This is a genomic window from Sporolactobacillus sp. STSJ-5 (assembly GCF_024385605.1).
Lineage (GTDB): Bacteria > Bacillota > Bacilli > Bacillales > Sporolactobacillaceae > Sporolactobacillus.
The window spans coordinates 119,052-140,500 of the sequence record NZ_JANFOJ010000004.1 but is presented as its reverse complement, the minus strand read 5'-3'; the positions used below and the strand labels follow the sequence as shown (position 1 = coordinate 140,500).

Below are 21,449 nucleotides of genomic sequence, written 5' to 3'. Positions count from 1 at the left end.
AGATCGCCTCAGAAGTCATTGTGCGTGTACAGAAGTCTGGGTGATCTGCCAAGGTTACAATTCAGTTGGCACACATGAGGTCAAACAAGCTCCGCCTAATAAGCAAGCCATAAAAAACCTCGGCCGGTTATGGCCGAGGTTTAATAGCTATGCTCATCAATCAATTATCGTTCCGGAATCCAGGTCTCCGCTTCGCTGTCATCAGGATAATAATATCCGTTGGGAATAGATTGCAGTTCAACAAGTGAACCCCATGGAGTCACAAAGTAGACGCTGGCGTTTTCAGGTGTATCTTCATGCTTCGAATTTCCGTGAATTTCAGATAGAAATTGGGCACCCGCAGCTTTTGCACGAGCCACAGCCGTTTCAATATGATCTACGTAAATAGAGATATGATTCCATCCCAAATCCTGCAATCCGGCAGGCTGTGTCTGTTTGTCTGAGACAATCTCAAACAACTCAAGATTTGCTCCATTCCCAATTCGGAGCAATCGTTGCTTGATAATTTTACTGCCATCCGAAAGGCCAAGCTGATGCTCTACCGTCCGCCCTTTTCGAGGGGCATCATCTAATGTTAAACCGTCATATACATACTCTGCACCAAGCGCTTTTTTTAAAAAAGCGGCCGCTTGATCTAAATTTGGTACAGTCAGCCCAATGTGATTAATTCCTCTTGGTAATGCTCCAAACTGATCTTCTTTCAAAATAGAATGCCTCCATATACAAATCATTAACTGTTAACTAGAGATATACCCAGTTTGGACTCAATGTAAACCTGAGTGAGTTTACGAGCCAATCGACATTAGATAAAGCCTGCGATCAAAAGCCGCCGTGCACATTCCAATAAATAAAATTCGCCCATCAGGAACATATTAAAAAATAACTTCTTTTTGAGTTGCGCTATTTGATAGAAGGTTGGGACGAAATGATCAAATCCGAGAAAATTACGCTCTTTCACTATTATTTACCTATCTATTTGGGGATGATCACAACCGGGATTCTGACGATGCCGACCATGCTGTATAAAGCAGCCGAGCAGAACTTATGGCTGCCATTGATCGTCAGCTCGCTCGCAGGCTATGTAATGGTGCTTGTAGTCACGTATCTTTACCATCGTTTTCCTGGGCAGACCCTCATTGAAATTTTTCGAACAACCATGGGCCGTTGGATCGGCAACTTTTGCTCGGCGCTCCTGCTCGGTTTGTTAATTGGACAGGCGATCTTCATCCTCCGAGAATATCAAATGTACGTGACCATCAATTACTACCAATACATGCCCGCGGTTGTCGTTATCGGCTTGCTGCTGTTGGTCTGCATGTACGCAGTGCATCAAGGGCTGGAGGTGATCTGCCGCTCCTCCGTATTCTTTTTTCCGTTTATCATTGCAGTTCAACTCATCACTTGCCTGCTGATTCTGCCGGAATTATCGCCTTACCGCTTGCTGCCGATTTTGGACAAGGGTATTCTGTATCCGCTGAAGGGGGCAGTATTTTCTTTTGCGTGGTACAGCGAATTTCTTTGGGGTGCTTTCTACATGCCTGCCGTCTCCGTTCCGGCTAAAAAAATGCTGACAACCGGCTTTCTCTTTGTCACGGCAACAACGGTTTCGCTGTTGATTGTGTTTTTCGTCGTTATTTGTTTTCTTGGTGATGCGACGTCTCAATATCTGTACTCTTTCGATATTGTCGAACGCTACATCCAAGTCAGTGGACTGATTGAACGCAGCTCCGCTTTATTCATGATCGTCTGGCTGCTTGGCGTGTTTGTTAAAATGGCGCTTCTTATGTTCATCATCAGTGTGAATACCGCGCATTTCGTGAAAAAGATAAGCTATGCCAAGCTGGCACTTCCGGTTATGCTGCTGTTGCTTTTGATCAGTTCATTCTGCTTTACAAGCATGAAGAGCATGTATCAAAACGGCATGTTTTTTCTGAATATCTGCTGCCTCGTTGGAAATATGATTCTGCCAATTCTGCTCCTCATCTATTGCCTGTTGTTTCATCGAGATACACCAAGAAGCAGCGGGCAGTGAGTTGATAACAATGGAAAGGAATAGGTGCTGATGAGTGTCTGGAACTTTTTGCGTCAATGGAAAGGAAAAAGCAAAAAGAAAACGCCGGAACAACTGTATCTTGCTCCGGAAGCGTCGCAAATGATCAGCGGCAGCCTCAATAAAAACAAGCGCATTTTGGATCAGGCATATCAAGACTGTGCCGATGTGATTCAGCGCGTCATTCGATTCGGGGAAAAAGGAGAGAGCGGTGCACTGCTTGTTTATCTTGAAGGCACCGCAAATGTTGAGGAGATCGACGAGCATGTCATAAAAAGTCTGCAAAAAAGCAAGAAACCTGTGCGCAGTCTTGAGGATATGAAGCAGGCGTTGTCTGTAACCGATGCCCAGAAGATCAAGCAATTCGCCGATGTATTCAAAAATGTCTCGGATGGAAAGCCGGTTCTTTTTCTGGATGGGGTGCCGTCTGCGCTGATCCTGGGATTGACCAAGTGGGCAACGCGTTCGGTTGAAGATACACCGACGGAACCAGTCATCCGCGGTGCCAAAGAAGGCTTTGTCGAATCGTTGCATGTGAACATCTCTCTGATTCGCAGGCGGATTCGGACACCGAAACTAAAGGTGAAGACGTTGGAGGTCGGTGATTATTCGCGCACGCAGGTCGCACTCACTTATATGGATGGTATTTGCGATAAAAAGCTGATTCAGGAAATTCTGGATCGCGTCAATCGGGTCTCCATTGACGGCGTCTGGGACGGAGGCATGATTCAGGAGCAGATTCAGGATCAGCGCTGGAGTATTTTTCCGCAGATCCAGACAACCGAACGGCCGGACACGATCTGCGCCGCAATGTTAGAGGGGCGCGCCGCACTCTTTTTTGAAGGCACCCCGAATGTACTGATCATGCCTACCACCTTTTTCGCCTTCATGCAATCACCGGAAGATTACTATTCAGGATTTATAATCAGCACGCTGCTCCGAATCCTGCGTACGATTTTTATTCTCATTGCACTACTTGCACCGGCTTTTTACATTGCGGTCATCACCTTCCATCAGGAGCTGATTCCGACCACATTGATCATGTCTGTTATCCAATTTCGAGAGCAGGTGCCCTTCCCGGCAGTGGTTGAAGCCGTGGGCATGGAAATTACATTCGAAGGCTTGCGCGAAGCGGGTGTTCGTCTGCCGCGTCAGATCGGACCGGCAATCAGCATCGTCGGCGCGCTTGTCATCGGGCAAGCGGCCATTCAAGCCAGTCTCGTATCACCGGCGATGGTCATCGTCGTCTCCATCACTGCGATTGCCTCATTCATGATTCCGCATTATGACCTGTCCATTGCGATCCGAATCCTGCGTTTTCCGATTATGATCATTGCCAGTATGTTCGGCTTACTCGGTGTTGTGTTGTCGGTCATCTGCATTGTGATTCATCTGACCTCGCTCCGGTCATTCGGTATCCCTTATTTTGAACCGTTCGCGCCGTTCAGGAAAAAAGCGTCACTCGACAGCGTCGTGCGTGCACCGCTATGGGTTCAGAAACAGAATCCTCAAGGTGCTCATGGAAACAGAAACCAATCCGTGAAAGGCAGGGGGCAAAAGACATGAAGCAACACGCAATACATACGGGAAAAATCCTGCTGCTCATAATCCTGCTCATTCTTCCGACCCTCAGCGGATGCAAGGATCACCATGAGTTGGACAATCTCGCCCTGGTCATGGCAACGGGAATCGACATGACAGATGAGGGGCGGATCCGGATCTCCCTGCAGCTGTTTGTGCCGCAGACCGGACAAGCACAGCAATCTGCCGGGTCAACCCCCATTCAGAATCAATCTTTTGTCACCACCGAGACCGGAGAAACCATCACCGACGCATTCAATAATATTACCAGACGTATGTCGCGGCGCCTGTTTCGCGGCCACAACACAGTGATCGTGATCAGCACGAGCGTCGCACGCGACCGCTTAGGTGAAGTGCTCGATTACTTCCAGCGGATGCGGGAAATACGACAGCGAACGTTGCTTTTTGTCACCGATGATAAAGTTTCCGATATATTGGCTGCCCAATCCGTTTTGGAACGGAACTCGTCCATCGCACTCATGAAGCAGGAGCGAAAGCATGTGAACCTGGAGACAACGATCCGTGACATCAGCCTGATGAAGACACGCCCCAACAAACCCATAACGATTCCATGCATCAAACTGACCGAGGATCGCACCGACCCGCGAAAGAAGGTCATTGACACGGTGGGCTCAGCCATTTTTTCCAAAGAAATTTTGAATGGAAGGCTCAACGTACGCCAAACCTTTGGCATGCTGATGATGACCGGTGCTTTTGAAGATAATATCTTTTCCTTTTCGCCAAGAGATGAAAAAGGAGCAATTTCAGTTGATGTACAGGCGGTCCATGTCCATGTGCGACCGACGATACACCAAGGACAGTGGATTCTCGATGTTGACCTGCGCGGCAGAGGGGCGCTGGTAGAAAACAGTACCCATCTGGACCCGATGAAAAACAGAGACTACGCGATCATTGAGGAAAGCACCGGCCATTTTCTTTCCTCCGTCATTCACAGCGGATTCCACAAAAGCCAAAAGCTGAACAGCGATGTCTACATGACCTATCAGGCCTTTGACCGCAAATACCCGGCAGAGTTTCAAAAGTGGGAAAAGCACTGGCCGGATATCTACCGCACCATTAAGCTGCGCATTCATCCGCATATCGAACTGATTCATTCAGGCGCGATCACCGATTAAATTTAGGAAAGGATTGACGACGATCAGATTATAGATTCGGTTGGGTAATCAGATAAGCGTCTAATCTGAGAAATAAGCGGAAAAATTCCGCTTAATTCGAAAATGAATGAAAAAATAGCTTAAATAGACGGAGAAATTCCGCTTATTCAATCGAAAAACGTGAAAATGAAGGGTTTTGCTTTGCATAAGCGGAAAAATTCCCCTTATTTACCGGCGAAATAAGCTCCATAGTGCACATAACCGGAAAATCTCCGCTTATTTTACTCGTTACATATTGCCCGGAAACAGGAGTGCCTGTTCAAGCACAAGGTTAACGATTCAAAATTGCATTTGGAGCAAAGGTTCTTGCCAAGCGTCCTGTGAAAGTACGTCCTGCGCAAAGCGAAAGTCCGCATACTGCGGAAATAGGGAGTAGGCTATGCCCATTTTTCTGAGTTTGCATGAAATGCCGATAAATCAATCGAACCCGGAAACATGTCCATGCGATAAAATGAATCGTATGATGTCGAATGAAAAAATAGTTTGTCATATATTCTGACACGATCCTTTTGCTTGTTTATAAGAAAGGTTACAATGACTTCATTCCTTTAATTTTAGTTTATTCAAAATAGAAACGATGTTCCACTGGGTGGAACTATTATCTAGATCATTTGAATAAACACCTTGGGCACTCATAACAAATTTCAGAAAAAGAAGGGCAGAGAAGAAAAATGACCGAGTCAAACAGCACTGTGGAATTGAATGAAATTGGACCTTATCAGCACAAAACCCTGTGGGCATCGATTGTTGGTTATGCGATGGACGGGTTGGACATGATGATGCTTTCGTTTGTACTGCCATTAATTATCGCTTATTACAGCCTCAATCCTGCGCAAGCAGGAAGCATCTCGACGATTACCATGCTTGGCGTTGTGATCGGCGGTTATGCATTTGGTATTCTGGCCGACAGCTATGGACGTGTCCGTGTGTTCACATGGACGATTCTCGTATTTTCCGTGTTTACTGGATTATGCGCGTTCGCACCAAATTACGAAACGTTTAACATTTTCCGGTTTCTCTCCGGACTTGGTCTTGGCGGCGAGTTCGGGATCGGTATGACCCTTGTAACTGAAACGTGGCCGAAAAAGTCGCGGACGCGTGCAACTTCTTACGTTGCGCTGGGGTATCAAGGAGGAACAATACTTGCGACGCTGACCGCGGCATTTATCGCACCGCATTTTGGCTGGAAAGGCGTATTCCTTGTTGGTGTTATTCCCGCACTGCTCGCTTGGTGGTCGCGCCGCAGTCTAAAAGAACCGGATATTTGGCTGAAAACAAAGAATGAAAAGAAATCCTCTATCTCCATCGTTGAACTTTTCAAAAACTGGCGTATTACCGGTACAACGCTTGGCTTGATTATCATCTGCAGTGTGCAGAATTTCGGGTATTTCGGCATCATGAACTGGATGCCGACGATGCTCGCGCAGCAGCACCACTACACGATTAACGGTACCGTGGTTTGGACGATTTCAACGGTTATCGGCATGGTCATTGGCATTATTACGTTCGCTTGGCTTGCAGACAAATGGGGCCGCAAACCGGCATACATTACCTTTCAAATATGCGCGGCAATTATCGTATGGATCTATTTCCATATTGACAATCCGACAACGCTCGTAGTGCTCGGCTCTGTTCTCGGTTTCTTCGTAAACGGAATGATGGGCGGTTACGGCGCGCTGCTGGCTGAGCACTATTCAACGCGAGCACGTTCAACCGCTGAAAATATTATCTTTAATACCGGTCGATTCATCGGCAGCTTTGGTCCGCTGATCATCGGATTTATGGCGATGAACCATTCACTCAGTGCGGCGCTTGGTACCATCTCATTTGTTTATATTTTGGCAGCCGTGTCGATTCTCCTACTCGTTCCGGAGACGAAGGGCAAAGATCTCGTTTAATTAAAAAGGTACGAAGAGAAAGGACGTGATCACGATCGAATGGATGGACCGGTTTGTAAAGCTGATGGACCAAATCAGCAATTGCCCGGCTGCCGGAGTTGGGATTGCGGAGCTTTCACGGCAGACCTTGCTCAGTAAGGGAACCTTGCACCGAATGCTGCAGAGCATGATGGGATACCAATTAGTGGTGCAGGATCCGGAATCGAAAAAGTATATGCTTGGGCCGAAATCAATGGCCTGGGGCAGTGCGTTTCTCCAGAATCGGGATCCTGTTGGCTTGCTAGCACAGTATTGCAAGCAGGTTGGAGAAGAAACCGGCCTGTACGCATTTATCTGCCGTTTTCAATCCGATGAAATTTTCTGCACGCATACGCATCAGCCGTCCAGTGCAGGTAACAGCTTTTTCGTCCATGTCGGACAGCGTATGCCGGTACACGCGGCAGCGGCGGCTCAGATTATCATGGCATTTCAGTCGAATGCAGTGATTGACCGCCTGTTGGACAAAGAAAAATTGGATCCATTGACACCTTTTACTTTAACGGATGTCAACGATCTTCGGCAAAAGATTCAAGAGGCACGAGTTGAAAGAGCGGCATACTGCGAGCAGGAGCTTGAACTCGGCACAGCGGCATTATCTGTCCCGATTTTTCATGGGAAAGATCAGACCTCGATCAGCTTGAGCTTGGTTGGCGAATATCATTATTTCGATGCACATAAAGATAAATTGATTCAGGCATTACAGCGAGTGGCAGATCAAGCAAGCGATCACCTGAGCTCGATGCAGGCACTGAGTTCATTATTTTAAAATTAAAACAGCTGGCTGACGAGGGATCTACTCGGGAGGCCAGCTCTATTTACTTCAAAGCACGAGAGAAAAAGTCATTGCGCGAACACGTAGAGAGACAACGGATGACGTAACTATTTAGGAAATGCATTAAGGATGGCGATAGCAATGGTAGAGGTACAAAGATTCAAACAGACAATGGATGAACTTGGAAAAATAGGCAGCACGGATCGTGGGATGAAACGACTCGCTTATAGTAAAGAGGAAAAACAAGCGACGGACTATTTTATGGCACAGTGCAAGGCAGCGGGACTATCGGTACGAATGGACGCGGCCGGCAATGTGATCGCGCGCAGGACTGGTACCTGTCCGGAGCTTCCGGCGATCGGAATCGGCTCACATCTTGACACAGTCTATGAAGGCGGAAAATATGACGGGGCAATAGGCGTTCTTGCAGCATTGGAAATTGTGCGTGATCTGAATGATCGACACATTCGGACGACACATCCAATCGACATTTTTGCGTTCGCCTGCGAAGAATCGGCAAGATTCGGATTCTCGCAAATCGGCAGCAAAGCAATAGCCGGACTGATCAAGCAAAAGGACATTGCAAGGCTTACAGATAAAGAGGGACGGACCATCCAATCCATAGTTGCGGAACGCGGGCTTGAACTCGGCCGCCTTGAAGAAGCACAACTGCAGAAACATGCCCTTGCTGCTTTTATGGAAATGCACATTGAACAGGGACCCATGCTTGAAGGAACAAACAGTCCAATCGGTGTGGTCAGCGGCATCGCCGCGCCGACGCGGTTCAACATTTGTGTGAAGGGACATGCGGCACATTCAGGCTCCACGCCGATGAATCAGAGACAGGATGCCTTGATCGGAGCAGCCGAGATCACCATTGAGCTCGAAAAAGCCGCCCGACGTGAAATGGAGCACGGAACGGTAGCCACGGTCGGCGATATTGAGATTGCACCCGGCGCGATGAATGTGGTCCCGGGCGAAACCCATCTGAAGGTCGACATTCGCAGTATTTCACGTACATCTAAGGATCGCGTCGTTCAATTTCTCTACACATTCCTTGATCATTTACGCGCGACGCGGCATTTGCAGATCGATTGTACGCTGCTGAGCGATGAAACCCCGGTACGTATGGATGCCGATGTCATTAAGACCTTTGAGACCGTCTGCCGCAAGAAAAAAATTGGATTCATCCGTATGCCAAGCGGGGCAGGACATGACACCATGAACATGGCAGTCCTGTGCCCCGTAGGCATGATCTTTGTGCCATCCACCGGCGGTATCAGCCATCATCCTGATGAACATACCGATTTACAAGACATCATGACAGGAATCGAGGTTCTGGAGGCAGCCGTGCTTGAGCGAGCAGTCATTGAATCCAACACGAAAGCAGGTGTAAAACAAAGCCTATGAAATTATTCGATGCACGACTAATAGACAATCATCCTGTAAGTAGGCGTTATTGGCAGATGACCCTTGACGTGTCTGCACTCGACCGGCCGGTTCAACCCGGTCAGTTTTTCCACATCCGGTGCAGTGATAACTGGAAGCACCCGCTTCGGCGTCCACTCAGCGTTTACAACTATGACCATGAATCGCACTGTCTCGAGTTTCTCTATCTGGTCAAAGGAAACGGTACGCAGCAGATGACCTTGATGAGAAAAGGCGATACGCTGAGTTTGCTCGGTCCGCTCGGGCATGGGTTTACGCTGCCGGATCAAGGGGCATTGCTTCTGATTGCGCGCGGCGTAGGCGTTGCCACGCTGCACGCCTTAGCAAGGCAGGCGCGTAGCGAAAATATGGAGGTACACGTGATCATGAGCGCGCGAACGCCAGGCGATCTATTGACGGTAGACACACTGAGCCGACTGGGTGCAACGGTATACACAGTGACTGATCAAGAAGGAACCAGCTCAGTAGAATCCGTACGCGCGCTTTCGGAAACATTAATTTGCGAAGAAGGAATCAGCGCGATCTATACCTGCGGATCGAGCAGACTGGGCAAGCTCGTTCAGGAACTCGCAGAGACCTATCATCTAAAAGGGGAGCTTGCAACTGAAGCACACATGGCATGCGGGATCGGCGACTGCTACGCCTGCGCATGCACGATTCGCAAAGGCAACCAGCTGAAAACAGTCCGCGTCTGTACAGAAGGCCCGGTATTCCCAATTAGTCAGGCGGTGCTGCAATGACTGACTTATCCGTAAGAATCGGCAGCCTGACCTTGAAAAATCCGGTCATGCCGGCTTCCGGCACATTCGGTCCCGAACTTGCGCCGTTGCTCGACATCAATCTGCTTGGTGCGATCGTGCCGAAAAGCATCACTTTGTCTGCGCGCGGAGGAAATCAAACACCGCGCGTCTGCGAAACGGACGGAGGGATGATCAATTCAATCGGCATTCAAAGCAAAGGTATCGAGCAGTACATCACGCACATACTGCCCGTTTATCAAGACTATGATCCGCCGCTGATCGCCAGCATTTCCGGCGAATCAATAGTAGAATTCGAACTGCTTGCCGCGCGGCTGGACAAGCAGCCCGGCGTTGCGGCACTCGAACTCAATATTTCTTGTCCGAATCTGCGCGATAACGGACAAGCCTTTGGTATGAGTGCGGAGACCACCGATGAGCTGCTCCGCACTGTGCGCAAAGTGACCGGCAAGCCGCTGATTGCCAAGCTGACACCGAATGTGACACGCATTCAGGACATCGCCGAAGCCGCAGAGCGAGGGGGTGCCGACGCACTTACAGTCGCCAATACATTCCTGGCGATGGCGATTGATACGGAAACTCGCAAACCGCGCATTGGCAACATCATGGGCGGATTGTCCGGCGCGGCTGTCAAACCGCTCATCGTTAGGCTTATCTATCAAGCACACCAAGCAACCGACCTGCCCATTATCGGCAGCGGCGGCATCATGAACGGCCAAGATGCCATTGAGATGATCCTTGCCGGCGCAACGGCCGTCCAGATCGGCACGGCAACCTTTGTTCAACCGAATGCCATGAATATAATCACCGATGAAATCACGGATTATCTGGAACGTCATCACATTGACCAAATCACAGATCTCATCGGTCAGGTTGATGTCAGCTAAAGAAAAACACGGAGATCCCGACAGGCGAGTTAGACCTAAACGAAGGCAAGTTGAACCAAAGGAGTCAAAAGTTGAACCGAACAAAAAGAGTTCAACCCAAACGAAGGCAAGTTGAACCCAATGAATCAAAAGTTCAGCCAAAGAAGTCAAAAATTGAACCGAACAGAAAGAGTTCAACCCAAACAAAGGCAAGTTGAACCCAACGAACCAAAAGTTGAACCGAAGCAGTCAAAAGTTCAACCGAACAAAAAGATTTCAACCCAAACGAAGGAAAGTTGAACCCAACGAACCAAAAGTTGAACCGAAGCAGTCAAAAGTTCAACCGAAAAAAAGAGTTCAACCCAAACGAAGGAAAGTTGAACCCAATGAATCAAAAGTTCAGCCAAAGAAGTCAAAAATTGAACCGAACAGAAAGAGTTCAACCCAAACAAAGGCAAGTTGAACCCAACGAACCAAAAGTTGAACCGAAGCAGTCAAAAGTTCAACCGAACAAAAGAGTTGAACCCAAACGAAGGAAAGTTGAACCTAACGAACCAAAAGTTCAACCAAAGCAGTCAAAAGTTGAACCGAACAGAAAGAGTTCAACCCAAACGAAGGAAAGTTGAACCCAATGAACCAAAAGTTCAACCAAAGCAGTCAAAAGTTGAACCGAACAAAAGAGTTGAACCCAAACGAATAAAAGTTCAACCAAACATGTAAAACGATACTCAACTCACTTAATTACCGAGCTGACAGATCCGCCCATCCGGCGGATCTTCCAAATAGAAAAGCGCGGACAAGCCTTTGGCTATCCGCTCGCAAATCCCGTATAATGAAAGACAACAAAAGCGCACAGAACGGATGGAGGCTCACAACAGATGAACTGGGATTACGTCATCAAGAACGGAACCATCGTCACACCACACGAAACTTATCAAGCTCATATTTATATTAATGATGGAAAAATCGCCGCCATCTCAAAGCAGCCGCTCGATGGAGAAGCAACAAGAGAAACCGATGCAACAGGCCAATACATACTACCTGGACTGATCGACGTCCACGTGCATTCGCGCGACCCAGGTCCGACCTACAAAGAGGACTTTTTCACCTCAACCCAGGCAGCCGCAGCCGGTGGAATCACAACGATCTTCGACATGCCGAACACCACACCGCCGACGCGTGATGCAGCAAGCTTCCATGCACAGGTCGCCAACCTGACGCCCAAGGCGCATGTCGATTTCGGCATCTGGGGTATCGCACTCGGCCCGATGAACAACGCGCAGCTGCCCGAGCTCCATGAAGCCGGCGTCATCGGCTTCAAGTACTTCTGGGGCTACGCCGTCAACAAGAACACCTTCCAGCTCACCTACAACTATGAGCCGGGAATGACCGACGTCCTGCCGCCACTGTCCGACGGCGAAGTCTACGAAATTTTCCAAAACGTGGCCAAAACCGGTCAGGTGCTGGCGATCCATGGTGAAGACAGCAGCCTGATCCAAGTGCTCACAGAGCAGGTGAAAAAAGCGAGCCGCACCGATTACAATGCGCTGCTCGACGGACGGCCGAATTTGGCTGAAGAAGTCACGGTTCAGATGGGAACCTCTTTTTCAAGAGCCTCCGGCGCCAAGCTGCATGTGCTTCATGTGACCACGGCCGAAGCGGCCGACGCCATCCGACGCGCCCAAGCGCAAGGCGCGCCGGTCAGTGCTGAAACCTGTCCGCACTACCTGTTCCTCAGCAACGAGGACTATCCGAAGGTTGGCCAGGTCATGAAAATCTATCCGCCGGTCAAATATGAAAAAGACAAAGAAGCACTCTGGCAGGCGATCAGTGACGGTACGATCACCATCGTCTCATCTGATCACGCACCGCACACGCCTGAAGAAAAAGCGGGCAGCCTATGGGAGATTCCCGCCGGCATGCCCGGAACCGAAACGATGGCACCGCTCATGCTGAACGCAGTCAACGAAGGCAAGCTTAGCCTGCAGAAGCTGACCGCGCTGATGGCCGAAAACCCGGCCAAACGCTTCGGCCTCTACCCGCAAAAAGGCTCACTCGAAGTCGGTACCGACGCCGACATCACGATCGTCGACATGAACAAGGAAGCGACAATCAAAGCAGCCAACCTGCACAGCAAGAGCAAAGTCACCGCCTATGACGGCTGGCGCGTCAAAGGCGTTCCAGTCGAAACCATCGTCCGTGGCGAAACCGTCATGAAGAACGGCGAAATCGTCCACAAGCCGCTGGGACAAGTAATCAAGCCGGGAAAATAAAGAAACGAAAAGGCAAAAGTCAGAGCGAGGACTTTTGCCTTTTTTGCGCAGTTTAGGACCTACTGCGCAACAACCACTATAATTCATCAGTTCTCAAAACAGTCACGAAACCGTACCTTTCAATAAAATATTGAAAGGATATATGGCTAAGCGCAGATTCTAGGGCGAAGGATGGCTGTTGTTTATGTTTAATCATTAGATGACATTCGAGAATTTTTTTGCTACAATAAAAATATAAATAATGCGTCGAACCACATAAAAGACTTCTGACCTTGAGTAAGTCAGAAGTCTTTTATCATTCCGAAGGGTATAAATTCCCTTCTGTTGCCTAAAACTGAGACAGTAGCCAAGTAAGAAGAACCGGCACAATCGCAATAATCAGAGGAATGAGTAGTTCCTCAATGAGAATGTGTTGGCGCTCTTCTTGCTTTTTTTGTAACTGTTTCTTGCTGCGTCGAACCACGTGATCACCTCCTTCACGTTGTATAATCAAACGCGAAGAAAGCAATCAAAACTATATTTAGGCAACATAAAAAATTATAACAAATCTCGGACACGACGAATACCACTGTTATAAGGACTGATACATTACACAAAATTGATTGGAATGAAAAGGATCATATATAAAATAATTTCTACGGTTAATATCGTAGAAATTTTTATTTTCACAAAAAAGCGGGCCGGCATGCCTCGCACCAAAACGATGGCGCCGCTCATGCTCAACGCAGCCCACGAAGGCAAGCTCAGCCTGCAGAAGCTGACCGCGCTGATGTCCGAGAACCCAGCCAAACGCTTCGGCATTACCCCGCAGAAAGGCTCGCTCGAAGTCGGCACCGATGCCGACATAACGATCGTCGACATGGAATAAGGAAGCTACGATCAAAGCAACCAACCTGCACAGCAAAAGCAAAGTCACTGCCTACGATGGTTGGCGCGTCAAAGGCATTCCAGTCGAAACCATTGTTCGCGGCGAAACAGTCATGAAGAACGGCGAAATCGTCCACTATCTTTTTTTAGACAAAATGAGAAATAATCTCAATATACGTGTTTTATTTCTACATAATGTATATAATAGGAATATAAATCGAGAATAATTCGAATGTTGAGGTGTGTTGTATGATCCTGCAATTCAGTGTTGGTAATTTTCTATCCTTCAGGGATGAAGTGACATTGAGCATGGTAGCCTCTAGAATAACGGAACATAAAGATACTCATTTAATAAAGTTACCGAACATGAAGCTTCTAAAAACTGCCGTTATTTACGGAGCGAACTCAAGTGGTAAAAGCAATCTGATCAAGGCAATTGCGTTTATGAGGGGATTTGTTCAGTCATCTTCGAAAGAGGGACAAATTGGAGAAGAAATTGGTGGAATCGACAGTTTTAAGCTGAATACGGTAAACGCAGAAAAACCAAGTTTATTTGAAATTGTATTTGTTCATCAAGAGAAACAATATCGTTATGGTTTCGAGGCAGACCGCAAAGAAGTAAAAAGCGAATGGTTATACGTTGCCAATTTAGGTGGAAAAGAGAAAGAACTTTTTTATCGCGAGAATGGGAAAATAACAGTAACGAAAGATTTTCAGGAAGGTGAAGGGCTAGAAAAAAGGACAAGAAGCAATGCGCTATTTTTATCGGTAGTGGCTAATCTAAATGGTGAACAAGCAACAGGTATCCTCTATTGGTTTAAAAACCTGCGCGTACTAGATGGACTAACTGACTTCACAATTGGTTACACCATGAAAAAAATTCAAGATGCATCTTCTAAGAAAGAATTAATGATACTTATTAATAGACTGGATTTAGGTATTGAGGATCTCATTGTTGAAGACGAACCGATCCCTAATGAAATGTATGAAATAATAAAAAGACTATCTTCACCTGCCAATACTGATCAATTGCCAACACATCATAGCGTCAGTACTCTGCATAAAAAATATGATGGAAATAATCAGTTCGTAGGTCTAGAGAAGTTTCGCATGGCGGTCAATGAGTCGGAGGGAACAAAGAAAGTCATTTCCTTATTGGGACCAATTATCGATACACTAAACCATGGCAGAATTCTTGTTGTTGACGAACTTGATGCAAAACTGCATCCGCTTTTAACACGATTTATTATTCGTTTATTTCATTCAAATGAGTTCAATAAAAAAAATGCACAGCTGATTTTTAACTCTCATGACACGAATTTATTAAGCAAGGAATTTTTCAGAAGAGATCAGCTTTGGTTTACCGAAAAGGACGAATATGGAGCAACTGACTTATATGCCTTATCTGACTACAACGTCAGAAAAGATGCAAGTTATGAAAAAGATTATTTACACGGTAAGTATGGATCCATTCCTTATATAGGTTCATTTGATTTCTCCGATAAGGAAGGGAAAATTAAATGAATCGTGCGAGAAGAAGAAGAGAAACAAAAGACTTTCGCCGTAAATTCGGGCAACGTGGCCAAATAAAAAATTTGATTCTCATTGTCTGTGAAAGTAAGCAAACAGAACCAAATTATTTCAGAGGTTTCAAGTTAACCAATGTAGATGTCGATGGTGCAGGAGCAGATCCTATGACCGTAGTTGAACGAGCAAAAGAAATCGTTTTGGAACAGCACAAGCTTGGAAAAAACTATGATCAAATTTGGTGCGTTTTTGATCGAGATGAATTTCCGGCAGAACGGTTTAACAATGCAATAATTACAACAAGACAACTGAAAAATTTTCATTCAGCATATTCCAATGAGGCATTTGAGCTATGGTATGTTTTGCATTTTGAATACCTCAACTCTGGAATCATGAGACAAGACTACATTAAAAAGTTAAACGAATATCTTGATTGCCCTTATAAGAAAAATGATCCTACCATATATCAACTATTATTGGAAAAAGGTGATCAACAATATGCAATAAGGAATGCGGAAAGGTTGCTTGCTTGTTACTCACCTAGTAATCCATGCGAAGATAATCCTTCGACAACCGTACACGAACTGGTCAAGGTGTTAAATCAATATAAGCTAAAAGTTCATTGAAGGCCGACATCACGATCGTCGACATGAACAAGGAAGCGACGATCAAAGCAGCCGACTTGCACAGCAAGAGCAAAGTCACCGCCTATGACGGCTGGCGCGTCAAAGGCGTTCCAGTCGAAACCATTGTCCGCGGCGAAACCGTTATGAAGAACGGCGAAATCGTCCACAAGCCACTGGGCCAAGTGATCAAGCCGGGAAAATAAAGAAACCAAAAGGCAAATGTCTATAACCGGACGTTTGCCTTTTTTGCACGGTCAGCCTTAACTTTGTCATGGTCGGACATTCAGAGTATACGAAAAGGCATGTTGCAGTTTATAATGCTCGTAAACGATAAAAATGAGGGGAGATCCAATGAAAAAAACAGCGGGTACGCTCGTGTCCCTATGCCTGCTCGTATTGCTGGCTGCCTGCGGCGGAGCGGATTCAGAAAAAAGCGATCACAAATCCAAGCAAACACATGTGAAAAGTTCAGAAATGAGCAAACATGTGAAAGAAGAAGCACCGTTGACCCCTTCCACAAATACCGACTCGGCTACATCCAATCAAGGGGCAAAAATGGATTCGAATGCTGCCAAGAAGCAGCCCTATAGCGGGTATTGGACATCCACGAACGATCCGCTTCATTCCATAACTATTCGGCCGGACCGAATTTTGTACAATGAAGGAATGGACAGTTACGGACAAGTCGCTTGGAGTAATCAGCTGACGACCAAAGGCAACCAAATCATCGTGCGGAAAGCACCGCTGATTGGAGACGGCGGCCAAGCAGCCGGCTTCGTGACGCAGACCATGACCTTATCGAAAGACAAAAAGACGTTAAGTGTATCCGAAAATAAGGCTTACAGCAAAGATACAGCATGGGCTCAGTACTACGCGCGTTTTAATAAGTATTACTCCGGCGTGTTCAAAAAAGTGCAGACCAAAAACAGTAAAGCCGCATCTTCTGGTACGCAGTCGAGCAGTGCTAACAGTACAAAGCCTGCCAACGATTCCGGTACCGGATATAATGGAATCTGGTCCAATACAAAGAAAACCTTTAACCAATACTATAAAAACCAATTTACCGATCATGGACCTACCGAACCTATACAAATCGTAACGATTGAAATGCCGGTCTATAATGTCGCGAAGATCTCCATAGACAACATTCTAGGTAATATGCAGGCCCCGGGGACAATGAAACATGTGGTTGCGATCGATCTCAAGGGCAGAGGACAATTTCACTTCGTCGACAGTTTTCATAATAAAGGCGGAATCGCAAAATTCCAATTTAGAGACAACAAGGTCTACTATGAAATTCACTATTCAATCAAGCCGAAAGACACGTCAATTCCTGAAGGTACGCATGTGCTCAGCCTGAGAAGAGGCGGGTAAAAGCGGACCTACTGCGCAACACTCACTATCATTCATCAGTTCGCAAAGCCACCAAACCGTACCTTGGTTTAGTGGCTTATTCTTTATCCGGGAAATCTCAAAATTAATCGGAGAAAACCCCAATTTAATCCGGTAAAAATCCAAACCAATCAGGTGAAAAAGGCTCATAATCCGAGAAACGAGCCCGAGCGCCGCATGTATCCAGGCAATCTCCGAATTAATTGGAGAAGACCCCAATTTAATCCGGTAAAAATCCAAACCAATCGGGTGAAAAAGGCTCATAATCCGAGAAACGAGCCCGAGCGCCGCATGTATCCATGCAATCTCCGAATTAATCGGAGAAAACCCCAATTTAATCCGGTAAAAATCCAAACCAATCAGGTGAAAAAGGCTCATAATCCGAGAAACGAGCCCGAGCGCCGCATGTATCCAGGGAATCTCAAAATTAATCTAGGAAAAATCTCTCTTTTTATGCCTTTTAAGCAATTCTTAAGAATCATCATCTATCTTATGGATTGGCTTAAAGAAGGAGGCAGCATAGATTGGATCAGAAAATAGAAAAATTAGTCACATTGATTTACGATTTACAAGAAGATGTGAATAAGCTGAAAAATAAAATACATGAACATCGTCAAAATCCGGAAATCGTTGCAGAGCTCGTAAGTGATGTTGAACGGATCCAGCAGAAATTAAAGAAAATGGAAGAGCAGCAGTAAATTTTATCACGACCAAAAGCAGGTTCTTGTGCCGCCCGCACAATGGCGCTGCTTTTTTACATACATATTTTTTTCACTAATGACGAGAAAAACTGAAAAAATAACCCTTGGATAATAATTATCTATGGACAAAATATATCTATGGATATAAAATAGCTAAGTAAAGAGCGATCCATAGAAAGGGGAGAGCAGACATGAAAATGAAAAGCGGTGTGGAACAGGCGATTTGTATTCTTGCGATGCTCGCGACACAGGAGGATCAAAAACCGCTGAAGAGCTTCGTGCTCAGTCAGCGGCTGCAGGTTTCCGATTCATACTTGAAGAAAATGGTTCGAAAGCTGGTCGTCGCCGGTCTCGTCGAATCCTCAGCAAGCAAGGAAGGCGGCTTTTCACTCGCAAAGCCTTCATCTAAGATGACCATGCTGGATATTTTTGAAGCCATTGAGGGCAAAGAGAGTGCCATTCACTCATCGCATCTCGCTGAACATGTGTTTTTCACCAATGACTCGGTGATCAAGAAGGAAAACGAAGTGTTGAACATTTTCTATGATGCAGAAAGGCTTTTCAAGGAAAAATTGAACCATTTTTCACTGGATGATGTTCTGACGAGTCACGACTATGAAAAGAAATCATTTGACTGGGAAAGCATTGCTCGCGAAGTCAACTGATCTAAGAAAGGAAGAACAAAACATCTATGATACGAAGTGAATGGAAGAAAATTTTCGGTAATAAAAAGATTCTTGTTATTTTATGCGGCATCATGACCATTCCAACCTTGTACGGGCTCATTTTTCTTGCATCATTGTGGGACTCCTATGGCAAAATGAACGACCTGCCCGTAGCGGTTGTCAACCACGATACAAAGGTCAGCTACATGGGCAGTAATCTGGCCATTGGTGACGAGATGGTCAAAAATATGAAGAAATCGAAATCACTGGATTTTCATTTTGTCAGTGAGGAAAAAGCGGAAAAAGGATTGGCAAGCGGCGATTATTACATGGTTGTGACGATCCCCAAGAACTTCTCGGATCATGCGACCACGCTGCTGAATAAAAATCCGAAAAAAATGCAGATCAACTATAAAACAAATGCCGGAAACAATTTCATCGGTTCCAAATTCTCGGAATCGGCAGTGGTCCGATTGAAAGACAAAGTGTCGGCAGAGGTAGCAGAAACCTATGCACGGACCGTGTTTAAGGAACTCGCTGAAGCTGGGAAAGGAATGAATGAGGCCGCCAAGGGGAATAAGAAGCTGGTTTCAGGCACGCATCAAGCGACTGAAGCCAACAAGAAACTGACAAGCGGACTGGAGAAGCTGGCAAACAGCTCACTCACCTTCTCGAACGGCGTTCAGACCATGAACAAAGGAATTGGTAAGTACGTCGCAGGTATCGACCAAGTCGATCAAGGAGCGACGAAGCTGAACAACGGGATCCAATCGCTCGCCGGAAACGTTGGTCCGCTCAGCCAAGGCGTCAGCAAGCTGGGCAACGGTTCAAGTCAGTTAAGCAGCGGAATCGGTACCTATGTTCAAGGTGTCGGACAGGTGAATAACGGAACCGCGCAGCTCAATTCAGGATTGAACACTCTCGCCGCAAATGTTGCTCCGCTCCAGACCGGCGTGAGCAAGCTCAGCAATGGTTCCAATCAATTAACGACTGGCCTATCCACCTATACGAACGGCGTGACCCAGCTCAAGGATGGAACCGCAGCACTTAGCGGTGGCATGCAGCAGTTGAATAGCCAAGTGCCCGGCATGGTCTCCAACTCGCAAAAGCTGGGTGCCGGATTGCAGCAACTGAGCGATGGCAGCGATCAATTGAGTTCAGGACTGAACGCGTTAAATGATCAAGTGAACAGTAGTAAAAATGCGAAACAAGTTGAAAACTTGGAAGCTAGTATTAAAACGCTTCAGGAAACGATTAAAAAAGCTCCGGCAGAGACACAAGAAAGTCTCGCGCAGCCGCTCAAAGATTTAATGGACCAATTAAATACTCTCTTGAAGCAAAACCAGCAAATGGGCACAGCAATTTCACAGTTACAATCCGGTGCAAATGATCTGAACACTGGCTTGCAGCAAACCAACACGCAAGTCCAGGCTGCGAACAAGCAGCTACCCGCATTCCAGACTGGCGTCTCCAAATTGGCCGAATCAAGTAGTACCCTGGCATCAGGCGCAAGCAAGCTTGCGGATTCGAACAGCCAGCTGAATCAAGGGGCAGGCGCTTTGGCAACCGGCTTGAATCAAATGAATAGCCAGCTGCCTTCACTGAGTAGCGGTGTGACCCAGTTGCAAACCGGCAGCCGCAAGGTATCTGAAGGAACGCAGGCACTGGCAGATAAAGGCACGGATCTGCAGGCTGGCGCGTCACAGTTGAATACCGGAATTCAGACATTGAACGGTAAACTGCCGCAATTATCCAATGGCGTGCAGCAACTGGCTGCCGGAAGCAGCAAGTTAACAAGTGGCACACACCAGCTCGCCTCCAATGGTTCCGCCTTAACCAGTGGTGTCCAGAAACTCAGCAGCGGTGCGGATCAGATCCATCAAGGATCAGGTCAATTGGCGGACGGTTCGGGACAGCTCGGAAGCGGGTTGACGAAACTCGCAAACGGGAATCAAACGCTGGCCGATAAGCTTGGAAAAGGCGGAAAGAAGATTACCAGTGTTAGTCCGGACACTAAGACCTATCAAATGATGGCCGCGCCGGTAGCCAACAAGCACATAGAGGCAGCCAATGTACCGAATAACGGAACCGGCATGGCGCCGTATATGATGTCTATCGGGCTGTTCATCGGTGCGGTTGTGCTGAACCTGCTCTATGATCAATACAAGCCAAGTAAATATCCGAAAAACAGCATTTCCTGGTGGGCGAGCAAGATGTCCGTATTAGGCGCAATCGGCATTCTGCAGGCCGTACTCATGTATGTCTTGCTGGTCATCACCGTCGGGCTCAATCCGATTGACTCATTCCAGACACTCGGCGTGCTGATTCTGACCGCCTTGGCATTCATGGCCATTGTCAATCTGTTCAATCTTCTGCTGGATCGAATCGGCGCGTTCCTCATGCTCATCCTGCTCGTGTTGCAGCTGGGAGGCTCAGGCGGAACCTACCCAATCCAGCTCACCAACGGTTTCTTTGAAGCGATCCATCCGTATCTGCCGATGACCTACACCGTTCATGCCCTCCGGCAAACGATCTCAATCGGCGGCAGCATCGCAACCGACATCGCGGTGCTCGTTGGATTAATCGTCGTCTTCAATGCGTTAATCATCGGCTTCTTCGAAATCAAACGAAGAGGCATCGCAAAGAACGACGTCAGTGCAGACACAAGTGCAGTAAGCGACTAAGACGCGGTAAAAGTCCAGAGAGGATTTTGAAAAAAGTCGTGGACCCAAATGAATGGGTTCGGTTGAGAGGGACAGAAACCTAATTAATAACCTAATAAAATTCATTAAAAATGGCTTGGAGGAAAA

19 protein-coding genes are annotated in these 21,449 nt (G+C 46.9%); 17 read left to right on the top strand and 2 right to left on the bottom strand.

What is annotated here, in order from left to right; all coding sequences use genetic code 11:
• Positions 1 to 164: 164 nt before the first annotated feature.
• A complete protein-coding gene (locus tag NOM01_RS06135) occupies positions 165 to 704 on the bottom strand; it encodes a VOC family protein (protein WP_255747310.1) in 540 nt (179 codons plus the stop codon).
• Positions 705 to 925: 221 nt separating this feature from the next.
• Between NOM01_RS06135 and NOM01_RS06130 the strand changes: the two genes are divergently transcribed.
• From NOM01_RS06130 to allB, 9 genes are all read left to right on the top strand, one after another.
• Entirely contained in the window at positions 926 to 2,032 is a 1,107-nt protein-coding gene (locus NOM01_RS06130) for a GerAB/ArcD/ProY family transporter (RefSeq protein ID WP_255747308.1), read from the top strand.
• Positions 2,033 to 2,062: 30 nt separating this feature from the next.
• The gene (locus NOM01_RS06125) at positions 2,063 to 3,616 is read left to right on the top strand and encodes a spore germination protein (protein ID WP_255747306.1); all 1,554 of its coding nucleotides are present in this window, start codon (positions 2,063 to 2,065) and stop codon (positions 3,614 to 3,616) included.
• A complete protein-coding gene (locus NOM01_RS06120) occupies positions 3,613 to 4,767 on the top strand; it encodes a Ger(x)C family spore germination protein (protein ID WP_255747305.1) in 1,155 nt (384 codons plus the stop codon). The genes NOM01_RS06125 and NOM01_RS06120 overlap by 4 nt, the downstream gene beginning before the upstream one ends.
• 710 nt (positions 4,768 to 5,477) lie before the next feature.
• Positions 5,478 to 6,704: an MFS transporter gene (locus NOM01_RS06115; protein ID WP_255747303.1), complete on the top strand. Its 1,227-nt coding sequence runs from the start codon at positions 5,478 to 5,480 to the stop codon at positions 6,702 to 6,704.
• 25 nt (positions 6,705 to 6,729) lie between these two features.
• Positions 6,730 to 7,509, top strand: coding sequence for an IclR family transcriptional regulator (locus NOM01_RS06110; protein ID WP_255747301.1), 780 nt, complete (start codon positions 6,730 to 6,732; stop codon positions 7,507 to 7,509).
• Positions 7,510 to 7,656: 147 nt separating this feature from the next.
• Positions 7,657 to 8,925, top strand: coding sequence for a Zn-dependent hydrolase (locus tag NOM01_RS06105; protein WP_255747299.1), 1,269 nt, complete (start codon positions 7,657 to 7,659; stop codon positions 8,923 to 8,925).
• Positions 8,922 to 9,704, top strand: a complete 783-nt coding sequence (locus NOM01_RS06100) for a dihydroorotate dehydrogenase electron transfer subunit (RefSeq protein ID WP_255747298.1) — start codon at positions 8,922 to 8,924, stop codon at positions 9,702 to 9,704. The genes NOM01_RS06105 and NOM01_RS06100 overlap by 4 nt, the downstream gene beginning before the upstream one ends.
• Positions 9,701 to 10,609: a dihydroorotate dehydrogenase gene (locus tag NOM01_RS06095; RefSeq protein ID WP_255747296.1), complete on the top strand. Its 909-nt coding sequence runs from the start codon at positions 9,701 to 9,703 to the stop codon at positions 10,607 to 10,609. Before NOM01_RS06100 ends, NOM01_RS06095 begins: the two co-directional genes overlap by 4 nt.
• A gap of 857 nt (positions 10,610 to 11,466) precedes the next feature.
• On the top strand, positions 11,467 to 12,861 hold the full coding sequence (gene allB, locus NOM01_RS06090) for an allantoinase AllB (RefSeq protein WP_255747294.1): 1,395 nt from the start codon (positions 11,467 to 11,469) through the stop codon (positions 12,859 to 12,861).
• Positions 12,862 to 13,189: 328 nt separating this feature from the next.
• Here the strand turns inward: allB and NOM01_RS06085 are convergent, their stop codons facing one another.
• Positions 13,190 to 13,324: a hypothetical protein gene (locus NOM01_RS06085; protein WP_255747293.1), complete on the bottom strand. Its 135-nt coding sequence runs from the start codon at positions 13,322 to 13,324 to the stop codon at positions 13,190 to 13,192.
• Between the two features lie 222 nt (positions 13,325 to 13,546).
• Here NOM01_RS06085 and NOM01_RS06080 point away from each other — a divergent pair, with 222 nt between their 5' ends.
• The 8 genes from NOM01_RS06080 (at position 13,547) to NOM01_RS06045 (ending at position 21,323) form a co-directional block, all read left to right on the top strand.
• The gene (locus NOM01_RS06080; protein WP_255747291.1) at positions 13,547 to 13,729 is read left to right on the top strand and encodes an amidohydrolase family protein; all 183 of its coding nucleotides are present in this window, start codon (positions 13,547 to 13,549) and stop codon (positions 13,727 to 13,729) included.
• A 308-nt stretch (positions 13,730 to 14,037) separates the two neighbouring features.
• Positions 14,038 to 15,252 (top strand): AAA family ATPase, encoded by a 1,215-nt coding sequence (locus tag NOM01_RS06075; RefSeq protein WP_255747411.1) that lies wholly within the window; start codon positions 14,038 to 14,040, stop codon positions 15,250 to 15,252.
• Positions 15,249 to 15,881 (top strand): RloB family protein, encoded by a 633-nt coding sequence (locus NOM01_RS06070; protein WP_255747290.1) that lies wholly within the window; start codon positions 15,249 to 15,251, stop codon positions 15,879 to 15,881. Before NOM01_RS06075 ends, NOM01_RS06070 begins: the two co-directional genes overlap by 4 nt.
• A complete protein-coding gene (locus NOM01_RS06065; protein ID WP_255747288.1) occupies positions 15,878 to 16,084 on the top strand; it encodes a hypothetical protein in 207 nt (68 codons plus the stop codon). Before NOM01_RS06070 ends, NOM01_RS06065 begins: the two co-directional genes overlap by 4 nt.
• Positions 16,085 to 16,232: 148 nt before the next feature.
• Complete coding sequence (locus NOM01_RS06060) at positions 16,233 to 17,255, top strand: hypothetical protein (protein ID WP_255747286.1); 1,023 nt, start codon at positions 16,233 to 16,235, stop codon at positions 17,253 to 17,255.
• A 542-nt stretch (positions 17,256 to 17,797) separates the two neighbouring features.
• The gene (locus NOM01_RS06055) at positions 17,798 to 17,971 is read left to right on the top strand and encodes a hypothetical protein (RefSeq protein ID WP_255747284.1); all 174 of its coding nucleotides are present in this window, start codon (positions 17,798 to 17,800) and stop codon (positions 17,969 to 17,971) included.
• 194 nt (positions 17,972 to 18,165) lie between these two features.
• A complete protein-coding gene (locus NOM01_RS06050) occupies positions 18,166 to 18,639 on the top strand; it encodes an Rrf2 family transcriptional regulator (protein WP_255747282.1) in 474 nt (157 codons plus the stop codon).
• Positions 18,640 to 18,665: 26 nt separating this feature from the next.
• On the top strand, positions 18,666 to 21,323 hold the full coding sequence (locus tag NOM01_RS06045; protein WP_255747280.1) for a YhgE/Pip domain-containing protein: 2,658 nt from the start codon (positions 18,666 to 18,668) through the stop codon (positions 21,321 to 21,323).
• Positions 21,324 to 21,449: the final 126 nt, after the last annotated feature.